The sequence below is a fragment of the Leptospira meyeri genome (genome assembly GCF_004368965.1).
Classification (GTDB): domain Bacteria; phylum Spirochaetota; class Leptospiria; order Leptospirales; family Leptospiraceae; genus Leptospira_A; species Leptospira_A meyeri.
Genome location: NZ_SORO01000009.1, coordinates 1 through 13,959, shown reverse-complemented (window position 1 = coordinate 13,959; position 13,959 = coordinate 1). Strand labels below are relative to the sequence as shown.

The window sequence follows — 13,959 nt, the reverse complement described above, 5'->3', positions numbered from 1 at the left end:
GAAGAAGGAGCATAAACCGACTAATATCGTCCAAAGACTTTTCATTATTTTTAATACTCAGAAGATATTTACATGATGTTCGCATAACGAACTAGTGGAGACGACGTTTCTCGTAGCTGAGCCTCGCAGAGGCGTTAGCGTCGGCGCGTCTTCTTGCGGAGCGAGAAGCGTGACGGAGAGAAATGTGGCGCAGCCCAAGCGAGGCCGTAAGTGCCGAAGCGCAGCGTTTCCATGCTGTTATGCGTAGTGCTCTAATTCACTAAATTTTTTATTTCTTATTGTAAATTTTAAAGTAAATCCATTAGAAATAGAACCATTCCACTGAATTTTTTCTAATTTAATATGGTGTAGATCGGTAAATTCTTCTTTAGGTTTCGTTACTTTTAATGACTTTGAAAATGATTTTGAAAGTTGATATCCTATTGCTTTGAAAAATAGAATATTCACGTAGCGATTGAATTCCTGTAATGTCTCAAATTTATTCTGAGTATCACCAACATGTAAAACTAATTTCAGGATAAATGCTTTTCAGGATTACCATGAATATAATAAGATATATTATTTTGGAAGTTTCCTTTGCTAATGCTAATTTGGGGCGACAATGCTGTCCAATAATCTTCTTCAGAAAATTTCCTATAATATGCTGTTTCTATTCCCTCTTCCTTGAGAAAGTCCTTGGCAAGCTGTGGATTCCAGCCTTCATTTAACTTAATAATCCTATTTTTGTTTTCTTTAATATTGGTTTGGAATTCCTTAATGTGTTTAAAGGATAGATCCAGATTCTGGCTGGGATTATCTAAAATACTTAGATGAGAGATCCATCTAAGTAACCAAGTTGTTTTGAAGTGAAATCTTTTAATTGCCTCTAATTTTACATTTCTGTTGAGCTTTTTGTTAATAAATAATCGATCAATACGGTTGAATGTATTTTCGTAAGCTATAAATATGTTAAGAAAAAAGAGGAACGGTATGAATGATAAGGTTAGTAATATTGGTGTAGTAAATTCTAATAAATTATCTTTGCTTATGAAAGTATCTAAGTTTGAAAGAATTTTATAAATTGAATATGCTATGATAACTATACTGATTAGTATTAATAGTTTATTTGTAAACTTATAGATTGTAGTATATTCTTCTTCCTTTTTTGTTTCGGTAAAGAGGTTTATTAGAATTAAAAAAACAACCACCGGAAGGAGGAAGATTTCGATGACGAAAGGGAAAGTATATACGCCAGATAGAAATTCTACTATGACGACTAGTTTGAAACTTTCTAAGAATGTGTCTTTAAAAAAGGAATATTTGTTTTTGACAGAGATTAGTTTTGAAATCGCAGAAAATACATATGTCAAAAACCATAAAGTTGTATTTTTCGCCTGACTAATATTCCATAACTGAAGATAATTTAGGAAAATAGTAGTAAGACCAAGGTATAGTATTATTATGAGAAATATGATTAGAATCTTTTTTCCCAATAGAAGTTTTGTCAGTTTTAATACGGCTATCCTACCTTCCTTTTTAAGGATTAAGTAAAAGAATAATACTGTTATCCAAAATCCAAATGCTTCTTCCCTTGAGTTTAACATTTTTAAGTTTATTTTAGAGCATTACGCATAACGAACTAGACTTACCGAAGTTCCCTGACCCTGAGTCCCGGACGGGACGTTAGGGACTGGAACGACACTTGCGCAGGCAAGGGGAGTGCCAGAAGCCTATGTGTCGCAGACCGAGCGAGGCCTCGTGCCGAAGCGAAGCGGTTAGTCGCTGTTAAGCGCTGTTGCAAAATGCTAATTGATATGATTGTTTATATTTGCCTTTCTTCCTGTTTTGAATTCATTCAATATTTTTTCAGGAATAATTTTTGCTTCAAATTCAAAAATATTTGGATTATAGAATGGATTTTCAATTAGAATAAATTTATCTGAATATACCATTGTTGGTTTGCAATTATCTTCTGCTCCATCTTTACTGCAATTCGGATCATGAGAGCAATCATAAATGGTTTTATGGATTATTATATCATTTTTTTTTGTTAGTCTTAGTTGGCTGAAATCGGTTTGAACTTGTCCTTCCAGGTCACATGAGGCAACGGTATCGGTTATAGGAATTGATACTGTGTAAATTTTGTCCTCAGCTAAAATTGCAAATAATTCAATGGGTGTAGCGCAACAATTGTAACATGCATATTCAATGCCTGAAATAATTTTAGAGTTTTCAGCAATTGATATCGGATGAAAATTATTCAACTCTGGAATAAAGTTATTACCATTTATTTTATTATGAACAATTATTGTACGATAGTCACTATATTCATTTTTTGACGATACTAATAGAATTTTGAAGTTATTAATTTCTAAAATGGTTTTAGTTTCAAGTTTTAAATCTTCTTCGTATTCTTTAAAATTTTCAAAAGATTTTTGAGAAATTTCAGCTAGGCTATAATTGGATTTAACAAAGGGAGTAATTCCCTTAAATTCTTGAAAGGATATATTCTTTTGGCTACGATTTAATGATTCTAGATTTTCGTGAGTAACCACGAAGCCAGAGAAAATAAAACCATTTAGGTGCTCTGTTTCGACTTCCAACCATCGTCCTTTCTTTTCTTGAATATAAATCGGATTGCCAATGAGTCGAATTATTTTCCCTACTGTCTTTATAGGGAGAGTAGTGATTTTCTCATAATCTTGCCCTGGTCCAGACCTTAAAATAAGTCCACTTTTCGCTGTAACTTCAAAATATTTCTTATCATTTTTATGAAGTTTGCAGAAATTAATTAGAGATAAAAATATTAATAGTGTTAAATTTAGTGATTTCATTATTCTTTTTGCAATTGCGCTTAACGAACTAGGGGAGACGACGTTTCCCGACCCTGAGTCCCGGACGGGACGTTAGGGACTGGAACGACGCTTGCGCAAGCAAGAGGAGTGCCAGAGGGAAATGTGTCGGAGACCAAGCGAGGCCGGTAGTGCCGAAGCGCAGCGTTTCCCCGCTGTTATACGAAGGCCCCAGGTATTAAGTTGAATTTATTAAGAAATATTAAGAAGCTTTTAAGAGAACAAACTCTTTCTTTGATTTTCCATCTTTCTTATTTCTTACTCTTGCTTTAATTTCAAGGTCCATTCCAAGGCTATCTAGGTAATCTATTAAAGTGGAGATTTTCATATCTTTTCTAGACTCAAGTTTAGAAAGTCCAGATTGCGAAAAATTAGTTATATCTTCTTGTCTCAAACCAACTTGCTTTCTTAACTCAGCGAGATTAATTTGAAAAAGCATTTGTTCGGCTTTATGTTTTGCCCTAGCAACACTCTCTGAAGAAAGTGATTTCTCAAGATTTTCTATTGGATTTCTTTTTACTTTTGCTTTCATCAGGATTCTCCCCGTTTTCGATTAACCAATTTTTGTAAATTTTCTCAACCATCGGAATCATTTGTTCATAAAATCTCTTATCATTTCCTCTTTTATCTCCACCAGCAAGTAATAAGCCGATTCTTCCTTCAGTAAAAACGAAAAAGATTCTAATTACTTTTAACTTAACCTGAACACGAAGTTCTTTCAGATTTTGAATCTTAGATCCTTGGATCGAATCTGCAAAAGGTCTTCCAAGTAGAGGACCTTTTTGTCGTAAAAGATAAAAGTGCGCTAATATTTCTTCTTTTGTGGTTGAATCGAGTTTTTGAAGCCATAAATCTAATTCTTTAGTAGATTCAATTTCCCACACTCGTTTATTTTTTCCAGAGTATAGAATTCAGTCAAGTGAATATTCACTTGGATTCATATTTTCTTAATTATATTTTCTGGGGCTTTCGTATAACGAACTAGACTTACCGAAGTTGTCCGACCCTGAGTCCCGAGAAACGGGACGTTAGGGACTGGCATGTAGCTTGCGAACGCAAGGCGAATGCCAGGAGGACAATTTGCCGTAGGCCGAGCGAGGGCTGAGTCCCGAAGCGATGTGGTTAGCCGCTGTTATGCGTAGGTCGTTATGATTCCTATATATATTTTAGACATTTATATTACTTCGCTTAAATTTAGTTCTAATATTTGAAATAATTAAAATTACCAAATCAGATAAAAAAGACAGAATAATCGGTTTGATAAAAGGATAAGAAGTTAAGCCAATTATTATATGAATTGGAATTCCAGAAATGAAAAATTTATTTACTAATGTAATAGATAAGCTTGATTCTTTTTTATAAAGAACTTTCAATTTGAAAAATATAGGTATTATCTGAAAAGTTATACAAAGAAAAAGGTATAAAACAAATATTCCTATGGATGCAAAATAACCAGCTCCATTATCTGCAACAGGAATCGTGTATGAAATCAATGTTGCTCTAATGATAATAGAAAATATTATGATTTGTAAAATAGATTTATATGAACTGATTTTAAAACATTGAATCATATTATTTTTTATATTTTTGCAATTCTGAAGGAAATTTAATTGAGATATGTATTTATATTTAAACCAAGGTAAATAGATCTTCCGATTAGCTTTACTTTCTTAATCAATTTTAGTCTGTTTTTTTATAAGAATTTCCAGCTTTTAATTTTTAAGTAATATTTTAACGACTTACGCATAACGAACTAGACTTACCGAAGTTCCCTGACCCTGAGTCCCGAAGGGACGTTAGGGACTGGCACGTAGCTTGCGTATGCGAGCGAGTGACAGAAAGGGAATTTGCCGGAGGCCGAGCGAGGCCTCGTGCCGAAGCGTAGCGGTAAGTCGCTGTTATGCGTAGTTTTTCATAGTCTACTTTTGAGTTTAATATTTAAATCTATATCATCATTATTTTGTTTTTCAAATAAACCATTTTTCATTACAAAATCAAAAGAGAATTGAGACTTTCTCGGAGTTTTGATAATTAAAGTATTTTTTCCTTCATTGTAAAATAGCTTATCGAATTTAACAATTGATCTTGAACAAGTAACGAAATCTTCTGATGTTTTTATAATATTAAGTTGATTAGGATAGTTATCATTTACGAGCAAAGGACGTTCTAATTGAATTTTCGTTCCTTTTTCAGTAAAGGAATAAGGATAAATATATTCAATTTTATTTAAGTATTGATGACCATTTAAAGAGTAATCGTAAAGGTATAGATCTAATTCTCTATTTCTGAATTTCTCCTTATCAAAGCATATCTCGGAAAGGAATAATATATCAGATTCCTTAATGTTTTTAAAAAAGTTATGTTTATTTGATTGATCAATGATATTATTCGGATCATCAAAAATTGCGTTTAAATTCAGTTTTTCAATAAAAAACAAATTGATTTGGTAATTTTTCGTACCGTAAAAGGAAGATTCTTCAAATTTGTCATTTGATGTTTTTCCAATTCTATTTTCGGAAGTCAAACCTGGTGAAATCAAATTCAACGAAGAGCAAGACCAAAATAGTAGAATCATTAATATGTAATTATTTTTCATTGTTTCCTTTTTAATATTTTTGAAAAATTACGCATAACGAACTAGACTTACCGAAGTTCCCCGACCCTGAGTCCCGAAGGGACGTTAGGGACTGGCATGTAGCTTGCGAACGCAAGGCGAATGCCAGAAGGGGAATTTGGCGTAGCCCGAGCGAGGGCTTGTCCCGAAGCGTAGCGGTAAGTCGCTGTTATACGAAGTCGCAAACTATACGATCAAATGAATACCGATGGAGAAATATTGAATTTTTCTGCAAGAGCTTTGATTTGTCGTACATTTAATTCTCTTTTTCCATTTAAGATTTCAGAAACAACTCCTTGGCTTCCTAAAATGTTTAGATCTTTTTGAGTTAAACTATTTTCTTGCATAAGGAACTTTAAAACTTCGATAGGTTCAGCATTAGGTTGTATGAAATGATCATTTTCATATTCTTCAATCAAATTACCTACAGTTTCAAGAAGCGGAGCTAATTGATGTTTTTTATTATTTCCAACTTCATCAATTAGTTCATCAAGAACCTTAACTAATTTTTTATATTGTTTATCAGTATGAGGTACAGAGAGAATATCTTTAACATCATCCCAAACATTCTTAACTTTTTCAATTTTTAAAATCATAAATTTTCCCTTTTCCATTTACCTTTATCATATTCAGAATGTGTTAAAATGTTTCTTACAAAAACCTTTTGCCTATTGAAATGAATAGCAGCAATCAATCGAAAGTGATTTCCGCTTATATTAAAAACTGTAAATTTTCCAACTTGGTCCACGGAATTGAAAACTTTCTTCAATTCATTAAAGTCCTTAAAATTTGTATTTTTAATGATTTTAAACCAGCTTTTTAATGAAGATTCAGAATTAGGGTGTTTTGCAATGAAATCATCCAATTTCTTCCAGCTGATAATATGCACTAGTTCAGAGGATATCTCAAAATGAGATATGTCAATTGTTTTTTAATTATTTTAAGTGTTACCCATGTCCTGAGGCATACATTTTTGCGATTTCGTATAACGAACTAGACTTACCGAAGTTCCCTGACCCTGAGTCCCGACGGGACGTTAGGGACTGGCACGTAGTTTGCGGATGCAAACGAGTGACAGAAAGGGAATTTGCCGTAGGCCGAGCGAGGCCTTGTGCCGAAGCGTAGCGGTAAGACGCTGTTATGCGACGTTGCGGGGAGCGACACGGATGTCGCAATCTTAGCTTAGTTCCTCTTTAATTCTTAAATACTCGTCTGGAGTTATGATTCTGAATTCTTTTATTTTTTCTAAAGTTAGAAGGTCTTTATCACCAGTGATTAAAAAATCAACATTTGCGGAAAAAGCAGTTTCAAGAATGTGAAAATCATCTCGGTCTCTTAAATTCAGATAATCTTTCAGTGGTTTATTTTTAATAATTGTTGTGGAACTTCTGATCTCAGAAATAGTAAACTGGATAAAATCATTTGGTAGTTTAAATTTAGATTTCGATAAAGTTTCTTCAAGTTCATCGATAATTTCATTCGAAATAAATCCAATAAAAACCTCATCGATTAAATCTTGTAAAACAAGCTTAGGCTTTCCATTAAACAAAATAGCGGAAATGTAAATATTTGTATCTAAGAGAATTTTTAACATTAAGAAGCTTTTTTACTTCTTCTAACATTTTTAATTTCTTTGAAAATATCATCTTCCGTAAGATTAGATTTATCAGTAGATTTAATACCGAAATCAAAGATAGCTTGCCACTTAGATTTTTTCTCAATATAAGCTCTTGCAGCTTCACGGATTAATTCAGATCTGGATCTGTGTTCTCTTTTTGCAATTTTATCAATTTCTTTTAAAAGTGCCTTTTCGAAAGAGATGTTAACAGTCTGATTCATAATTTTCCAGAATATACAATATTTGTATATATGTCAAATGTATATTTTTTTGTAATTCTTAAAAACGCCACACGGATGTGGCGACTCTTCCCCGCAATGTTCGCATAACGAACTAGCCTTAACGACGTAGGCTGGCCCTGAGTCCCGAACGGGACGTTAGGGACTGGAACGACACTTGCGTAGGCAAGGGGAGTGCCAGAAGCCTATGTGTCGCAGACCGAGCGAGGCCTTGTGCCGAAGCGTAGCGGTAAGTCGCTGTTATGCGAAGGTCATGGTTTATTGATTATTTTCCATTTTTTATGAGTTTTTTGAATATTTACTATTTTAGTTTTAGTTAAATCAATATTTTTTAGAATTACTTTTATCGAATCTTCAGAATTCCATTCAAGATCAGTTGGTTGGAAATTTTTATTCATATCAGAAGATTCGAATTCATATTCAAATTCTTTTATTGGAGTAAGATTAAGTTGATAAATTTGAATACCATTTGGATAAAATTCAACTTCGATATCGGCGGAAAAACATGCAAAATATTTTTTATTTTTTGAAAATATTGGATGTCCCCAAATTTGGATAAATTTTCCATTTTTTAGATTATATAGTTCATTCCCTCCACCTTCATGCATTGAGTATTCAATTAATACGGAATCTAAATCTTTGTAATATGTACAGTTATTAAATTGGATGAATTCTTGTGGGTCTTCATCATTTTTTGGTAATCCATTTTTTAAGAGGATAGATTTACCGTTATTAAGGAATATTGTTATTCCTTTTTTATTTTTAAAACATTTCGTAAAGGGATTTGGATTTTTTTTAGATTCAAGATATGCTCCAAAAATATATCCTTTTTGAGTTTTATCTATAGTTTGAACTTCAATCCATTCAGAAATTATTCCATTTATCTCCTCAAATTTGTCAGATTTTGATATTATTGTTACTTCAATTCCTTTATTTAATTTTCCAACAATTTCAGAATTTGATGAAGGTAAATTTCTAATTCTTAATGTATTTGCATTAACAGTAAAATTTTCCTGGGAAAATATAGGGAAGTTTAGAACTAAGATTAAAAATATTATTTTATTCATTTTTTTTCAGAATTTTTTCATGACTTTCGCATAACGAACTAGACTTACTGAAGTTCCCTGACCCTGAGTCCCGGAAGGGACGTTAGGGACTGGCACGTAGCTTGCGTATGCGAGCGAGTGACAGAAAGGGAATTTGGCGTAGCCCGAGCAAGGGCGTAGTCCCGCAGCGAAGCAGTAAGTCGCTGTTATGCGTAGTTGATTATTCTTTAAATATTTTTTTTACACTTATCAAAAGATCATTAGGGATTAATGGGTCGTCCATTGTGACATCGAAGCCTCGAGACCGAACAAGGTTTAGTAAGCCTAAACCATGCAAAAATATGACTTCATCTTCGGTATCCGAATATTCTCCTCTACCTTTGCAGAGTTGTTTGTGATTGGCTAGCAAAGTTTCAAAGCCCTTTTGCATAGACTTTGAGTCTTTATTTATATATGCTTGGATGATTGTCACATAACCTAAATAATTTTTTGCATTCTTTTGAGTTAGAGACTCAGATAACTTATCCGAATATAGTTTTAGATTTTTGTCATCTTCTAATACCATATACTTAATCGAGTAACTCAGAGCAGGGAAAACCCCTTTTTCCTTTTTATCTGCTTCAAGATTCCCCATGTGTTGCGCAATGATGACTCCAGACGAAAAATCGGTAGCTGCATAAGAATCTAGAATTTTCCAGTATCTACTCCATTTTACATAATCGTATTCCTTTATTTTACCCGAAGCATAGTCTTTAAAGTTTTTAGCAATTAACGAGGCAGATTTCGATAATAATTCTTGGAATTTCTTTTTATCACGATGGATAATAAATTCACAAACTGACAAAAAACGGTAATTCAAAGAAAGAACTGACTTCGCACCTCCATCAGAGTCATGCTCGAATGTATCTACTCTTGGGACTAGGTAATTTAAGCTTTCCTGATGCTCACCAAATAATATATCTAATCTGTTGATGATATCGCCCATTAATACCGTCCTAAATCTAAAATGGTATGTTTGCCGGATAAGTCAAATAGGTTCGCACGAAGAATAGTTTTCATTTAGTTTTTACTATTCTATTTTTGTTCATAAACTGAATTTGAATTATTGTATTTGATATATATTAATTTCATAACAAGTTAATCAATTACGCATAACGAACTAGACTTACCGAAGTTCCCCGACCCTGAGTCCCAGCGGGACGTTAGGGACTGGCATGTAGCTTGCGTAAGCAAGGCGAATGCCAGAAGGGGAATTTGCCGTAGGCCGAGCGAGGGCTCGTCCCGAAGCGAAGCGGTTAGTTGCTGTTATACGACGTTTATTTATTATTAAAATATTTTCTTTATTCCGCAAAAATTTATTTCCCCTTTTGACGAATTATCTAAGAAAATTTGTCTTTCTAGATTGCATAGTTTGTTAACTATAATTCCAATTTTTCCAAAATAATCCGATATATCCGTTGTTTGAATATTAGATGCAAGGATAATATTTACGCATTTGTTAACTTCTTCTTTTTTAAAGTAAGATTGTCTTTTGCAATTTGGGTTTTGCTGAAATTCGTATGGGAGTAAGGCGGTCGGATTTCCAAAAATTTGTATCGATTTTAGGGAAACAGCAATTCCTATTTTTCTTTCTGTTTCGTCTTCAGTATAAAATTCATTAGAGTCAATACCTTGATTGATATTACATGCTATAGATAAGAGCGGTATTAAAAGATATAAAGTTAGTTTAGTTATTTTCATTTTTTATTTTTTGAAAAACAAACGATTTTCCTGCAATCTGCGAAGCAACCTAATCGAGCATTATTTTTATCTTTGAATTTGTTTGAGATGAAAGTGAATGAATCTTTGCAGTTTTCCATACAAAGTTGTTTTTCTTTACAGTCGATCGAATAGTTTTCATCCATTGTTTCGTAATAAGGATGGATTGGCTTTTCTTTTGAGAAGTCAATCGTTTGTGCTGACAAATCTTGAAATTCTCCGAATGATATAAAGTAGACTGAAAATAATAGAGTTAGATTTTTTTTCATATTTTTGAACTAGAATTAATTTTAAATAAATGTCGTATAACGAACTAGCGGAGACGACGTTTCCCGACCCTGAGTCCCGACGGGACGTTAGGGACTGGCCACGTAGCTTGCGTATGCAAGCGAGTGCCAGAAGGGAAATGTGCCGTAGGCCAAGCGAGGGCTCGTCCCGAAGCGAAGCGTTTCCGCGCTGTTATGCGCAGTATTTTTTGCTTACTCTATTTTTTTATTTTCTTCAACTAAATCTTTTAATATTACTTTTGGATGTAAGGTTAGACCTTTCATTTCTAAAGTTGGAAAAACAATTATATGAACATTGTCTTTTATCATTTCCGGAATCCAATAATCTATAAAATGATGAAAGTTTACTTTTGCTGGTTCACAATCTTCCCATTCATTATTGATAAATAGCTTGGCATATTCAATATGAGGCCAGAATGGAATTCCGTCATGCCCCTCATTATCTCCCATTCCGATAAATCCATCATTGTTTTTTAGACTCCATAATTCATCCTGGTCTACTATTTTCGAAATGAAGTATTTGTATCTTTTTGAAGCTTCAAGGCTTAATACATTTTCAAATTCTTTCTGAGTTAGTTTGTAAGCCATTTTAAGTTTATTAATACGTGATTTTGAGAGAATTAATCTTTTACTTATGAATCTATTTACTGGTTTTTCTTAAATTTTTTTTATTGCCATTGAATCTTATTCTAGATTCGTATTTTTTTAAATAAATAATCGTTTTGTTTATGTTGTATGATTTAAAGAATAATTTAATATTTATGTGATTTGAGTCATCCATCCATTTGTAGTGTATAAATGAATTCCGTTCTTGGGAAACTAAAAGTATTATTTTCTTATGCTTTTCGTTAATTTCTGGCAAGTTAAGAAGTTCTAAAACCCAAGATAATTTAGCCTCTATGTTAGTAGCTTTGATAATATTCTTTGTTAAGTTGGGATTTTTCCCATTTTTTATCAATTGAACATGTATGATGTAATTTAGTGTCTGCTCGAAGTAAAGTGAATAGAAAAATATACTTATCTCTAAATTTTTACTGTCGTAAAATTTTTTTGCTAAATTTTCAATTGTTTTTCTGTGATCAATTACTAGATGAAAATGACTACTATCTATTATATCTATAATTTTTTGAGCTAAAATACTCTCGCTCTTAAAATCCTCGATTTTAAGGTGTCCTGTTCCTAATAATGATTCCGATATTTGTTTTAGGATTGATTTAGCCATTCTAGGCAAAATTTCCTCATCTATTGTTTTCATTTTTAGGTGTTACTTTGAAAAATATTGCGCATAACGAACTAGGGGAGACGACGTTGTCCGTAGCCGAGCCTACGAAGTAGGTGTTGGCGTCGGCGCGCGTTCTTGCGGAGCAAGAAGCGTGACGGAGGACAATGTGTCGTAGACCGAGCAAGGGCGTAAGTCCCGCAGCGAAGCGTTTCCGCGCTGTTATGCGAAGTAAAAAAATATTAGATTACCTCTTATATTTTAACTTTTCTGGTCTATAAGTTCATTCTCATTTTATAACACATCTATTCGATTAATATCATAACCTGTCGCTATCTCCCGTAACCGTTATATTCCTATCAGTTAGCCATCTTTAATCAAACCAATAAGCTAATTTATCAAAAATAAGATTAAGGGATATTTCCGATTTAAATATTAAATAATTTATGGAATTGGATAACGTGTTCAGTTTTTTTTCCGAAGAACTGAAGGGCATGGATGTTCTCCTTTTTTCGCCGATTGAAGCAGTAAAGCCACGTTTGTTCTGTAAAGAAAAGACAAATTTGTTTCTTGCTACTAATTTACAAAGACCATTATAATTTATGAAATAGATAGACATGTTAGTTTAAATACTACTTTTTTTCAATTTTGATACGTAAAGTAATATAGAGAGAGTATGTAAATATAAAAAGTAATACAAAATAATAAAAATAACCCATTCTTAGATGGCTATCATATTCAATAAAAAAATAATTTGCAGTTTTATATGGAAATCTATCAGAAAAAAATAATAGAAAAGAGATTAAAACAGAAAGAAATATAAGTTCATGAACTATTAAGAAGATTAATATTATTATTTTGAAAAAAATGTTTCTATTAATTTTAAAAATAGAAATAGATAATAAGGCTGTGAGCGTTAAATCTATAATTCCCTTGGCTTGCTCATTATTTATTAGGAAACTAATTCCTGAAATTAATGAGATAATACAATATAAAATGATAATACTAATTAGAAAGGTTTTCTCTTTCTTTAATTTATTTGATTGATTAGGTTCGTTTGAGTGATTCATTTTTTATTTCGCATAACGAACTAGTCTTCCCGAAGTTGTCCGACCCTGAGTCCCGGAGGGACGTTTGGGACTGGCGCGTAGCTTGCGTATGCGAGCGAGTGACAGGAGGACAATTTGCCGTAGGCCGAGTGAGGGCTTGTCCCGAAACGTAGCGGGAAGTCGCTGTTATGCGAAGTGTTTGATGGCTAAAGAGTAAATGGTGATTTTGAGTAATGTATTTTATTTTTCAAAGAAATTCTATGTTTATTAAGGAATAAATATAAGATATTTTCTTTTGTTCGATTTTCAGGTCCAAGCCAAATACTTTCTAGTTCATAATTCGGGTCTTCATTTGATTTAAACTGATGAGTTCTATAGGGGATTAATTCTCTATTATTTTTTATTCGAAAATTAAAATGGTCACCCACGTATCTTGTTCTAAGCCCAACAAAATCTGGATTTAAATTCGTTCTTGGATCTTGGATTTCTACTATTCGTATTTCTTCTTCTTGGTTAAAACTTCTATGTTTTTTCTGAAGAACCAGTCTTTCAACATTTGGAGGGAAATCATTAAAAAATCCTTTTAAGACTAGATTTATCAAGTCATCTACTAAATCATCTTGTGTTTCTGATATATATTCTATTGGAAAAATTCCACTTAATGTTTTTGAATCAATTGTGTAGCTTGGGATTTGAGGTTTTACATATAGATTTTTTGTATAAAATCCTATGGCTACTCCGCGTCCTTGATCTCCATACATATTCCACTGGCTAAGTACATCTGGTTCCTTTGAAAAACATGCTATAAAATAATCACGTAAATTTTGTTCGAAAAAATGAAGAAAATCATTTAAAATTTCTCTATTAGATTGATTCACTATGGTTTGGGCTTTTTGGTATAATAAATGGAAAAATAGGCGAGTATCAGATAAATCATTCATTGCTGAGTGATGGCTAAGGAATAGTTTTCCTGACTCAATTATCTTTGTGAAAGAATCTAGAGAGCAGTAATGATATACAACTTCTGGAACAATAATTTCCTTTGATGTTCTAAGAAAATTTTCCAAATTTATTTCAGGTTGTTTTTTTTTGTTTTCTTCTGTCATTTTATTTCAAACATTTCGCATAACGAACTAGGGGAGACGACGTTGTCCGTAGCCGAGCCTACGAAGTAGGCGTTGGTGTCGGCGCGCCTTCTTGCGGAGCGAGAAGCGTGACGGAGGACTATGTGTCGCAGACCGAGCAAGGCCGTAAGTGCCGCAGCGAAGTGTTTCCCCGCTGTTATACGCTGTGGGTAA

General features: G+C 33.0%; 17 protein-coding genes. All 17 read right to left on the bottom strand.

Going from position 1 to position 13,959, the window contains the following annotated elements; genetic code table 11:
• Positions 1 to 237 precede the first annotated feature (237 nt).
• Positions 238 to 447, bottom strand: coding sequence for a hypothetical protein (locus tag CLV96_RS19905; protein ID WP_004785735.1), 210 nt, complete (start codon positions 445 to 447; stop codon positions 238 to 240).
• Between the two features lie 65 nt (positions 448 to 512).
• Positions 513 to 1,583: a hypothetical protein gene (locus CLV96_RS19610; protein WP_004785278.1), complete on the bottom strand. Its 1,071-nt coding sequence runs from the start codon at positions 1,581 to 1,583 to the stop codon at positions 513 to 515.
• Positions 1,584 to 1,784: 201 nt separating this feature from the next.
• On the bottom strand, positions 1,785 to 2,813 hold the full coding sequence (locus CLV96_RS19605; protein ID WP_004786535.1) for an SH3 domain-containing protein: 1,029 nt from the start codon (positions 2,811 to 2,813) through the stop codon (positions 1,785 to 1,787).
• Between the two features lie 220 nt (positions 2,814 to 3,033).
• Positions 3,034 to 3,363 carry a helix-turn-helix domain-containing protein gene (locus CLV96_RS19600; RefSeq protein WP_004787713.1) on the bottom strand — a complete coding sequence of 110 codons (330 nt, stop codon included), beginning with the start codon at positions 3,361 to 3,363 and terminating at the stop codon, positions 3,034 to 3,036.
• Positions 3,323 to 3,715 (bottom strand): type II toxin-antitoxin system RelE/ParE family toxin, encoded by a 393-nt coding sequence (locus tag CLV96_RS19595; RefSeq protein WP_004787540.1) that lies wholly within the window; start codon positions 3,713 to 3,715, stop codon positions 3,323 to 3,325. The genes CLV96_RS19600 and CLV96_RS19595 overlap by 41 nt, the downstream gene beginning before the upstream one ends.
• Positions 3,716 to 4,743: 1,028 nt before the next feature.
• Positions 4,744 to 5,427 (bottom strand): hypothetical protein, encoded by a 684-nt coding sequence (locus CLV96_RS19585; RefSeq protein WP_004784596.1) that lies wholly within the window; start codon positions 5,425 to 5,427, stop codon positions 4,744 to 4,746.
• A gap of 212 nt (positions 5,428 to 5,639) precedes the next feature.
• On the bottom strand, positions 5,640 to 6,041 hold the full coding sequence (locus CLV96_RS19580) for a helix-turn-helix domain-containing protein (protein ID WP_004787593.1): 402 nt from the start codon (positions 6,039 to 6,041) through the stop codon (positions 5,640 to 5,642).
• Positions 6,038 to 6,310, bottom strand: a complete 273-nt coding sequence (locus CLV96_RS19575) for a type II toxin-antitoxin system HigB family toxin (RefSeq protein ID WP_004784373.1) — start codon at positions 6,308 to 6,310, stop codon at positions 6,038 to 6,040. Before CLV96_RS19575 ends, CLV96_RS19580 begins: the two co-directional genes overlap by 4 nt.
• A gap of 312 nt (positions 6,311 to 6,622) precedes the next feature.
• Positions 6,623 to 7,039 carry a putative toxin-antitoxin system toxin component, PIN family gene (locus CLV96_RS19565; RefSeq protein ID WP_004786200.1) on the bottom strand — a complete coding sequence of 139 codons (417 nt, stop codon included), beginning with the start codon at positions 7,037 to 7,039 and terminating at the stop codon, positions 6,623 to 6,625.
• Positions 7,039 to 7,284, bottom strand: coding sequence for a CopG family ribbon-helix-helix protein (locus tag CLV96_RS19560; RefSeq protein WP_004786619.1), 246 nt, complete (start codon positions 7,282 to 7,284; stop codon positions 7,039 to 7,041). The genes CLV96_RS19565 and CLV96_RS19560 overlap by 1 nt, the downstream gene beginning before the upstream one ends.
• Positions 7,285 to 7,553: 269 nt before the next feature.
• Positions 7,554 to 8,369 (bottom strand): SH3 domain-containing protein, encoded by an 816-nt coding sequence (locus CLV96_RS19555; RefSeq protein ID WP_004786412.1) that lies wholly within the window; start codon positions 8,367 to 8,369, stop codon positions 7,554 to 7,556.
• Between the two features lie 199 nt (positions 8,370 to 8,568).
• Entirely contained in the window at positions 8,569 to 9,333 is a 765-nt protein-coding gene (locus CLV96_RS19550) for a hypothetical protein (RefSeq protein ID WP_004787115.1), read from the bottom strand.
• A gap of 341 nt (positions 9,334 to 9,674) precedes the next feature.
• Complete coding sequence (locus CLV96_RS19545; RefSeq protein ID WP_040917022.1) at positions 9,675 to 10,088, bottom strand: hypothetical protein; 414 nt, start codon at positions 10,086 to 10,088, stop codon at positions 9,675 to 9,677.
• Positions 10,085 to 10,375 carry a hypothetical protein gene (locus CLV96_RS19540; protein WP_040917020.1) on the bottom strand — a complete coding sequence of 97 codons (291 nt, stop codon included), beginning with the start codon at positions 10,373 to 10,375 and terminating at the stop codon, positions 10,085 to 10,087. The genes CLV96_RS19545 and CLV96_RS19540 overlap by 4 nt, the downstream gene beginning before the upstream one ends.
• 210 nt (positions 10,376 to 10,585) lie before the next feature.
• A complete protein-coding gene (locus CLV96_RS19535) occupies positions 10,586 to 10,981 on the bottom strand; it encodes a DUF2750 domain-containing protein (protein ID WP_004785450.1) in 396 nt (131 codons plus the stop codon).
• A gap of 52 nt (positions 10,982 to 11,033) precedes the next feature.
• Positions 11,034 to 11,648 (bottom strand): hypothetical protein, encoded by a 615-nt coding sequence (locus tag CLV96_RS19530; protein ID WP_040917019.1) that lies wholly within the window; start codon positions 11,646 to 11,648, stop codon positions 11,034 to 11,036.
• A 1,219-nt stretch (positions 11,649 to 12,867) separates the two neighbouring features.
• Positions 12,868 to 13,767, bottom strand: a complete 900-nt coding sequence (locus tag CLV96_RS19525; RefSeq protein ID WP_004785536.1) for a DUF2971 domain-containing protein — start codon at positions 13,765 to 13,767, stop codon at positions 12,868 to 12,870.
• Between the last annotated feature and the right edge of the window lie 192 nt (positions 13,768 to 13,959).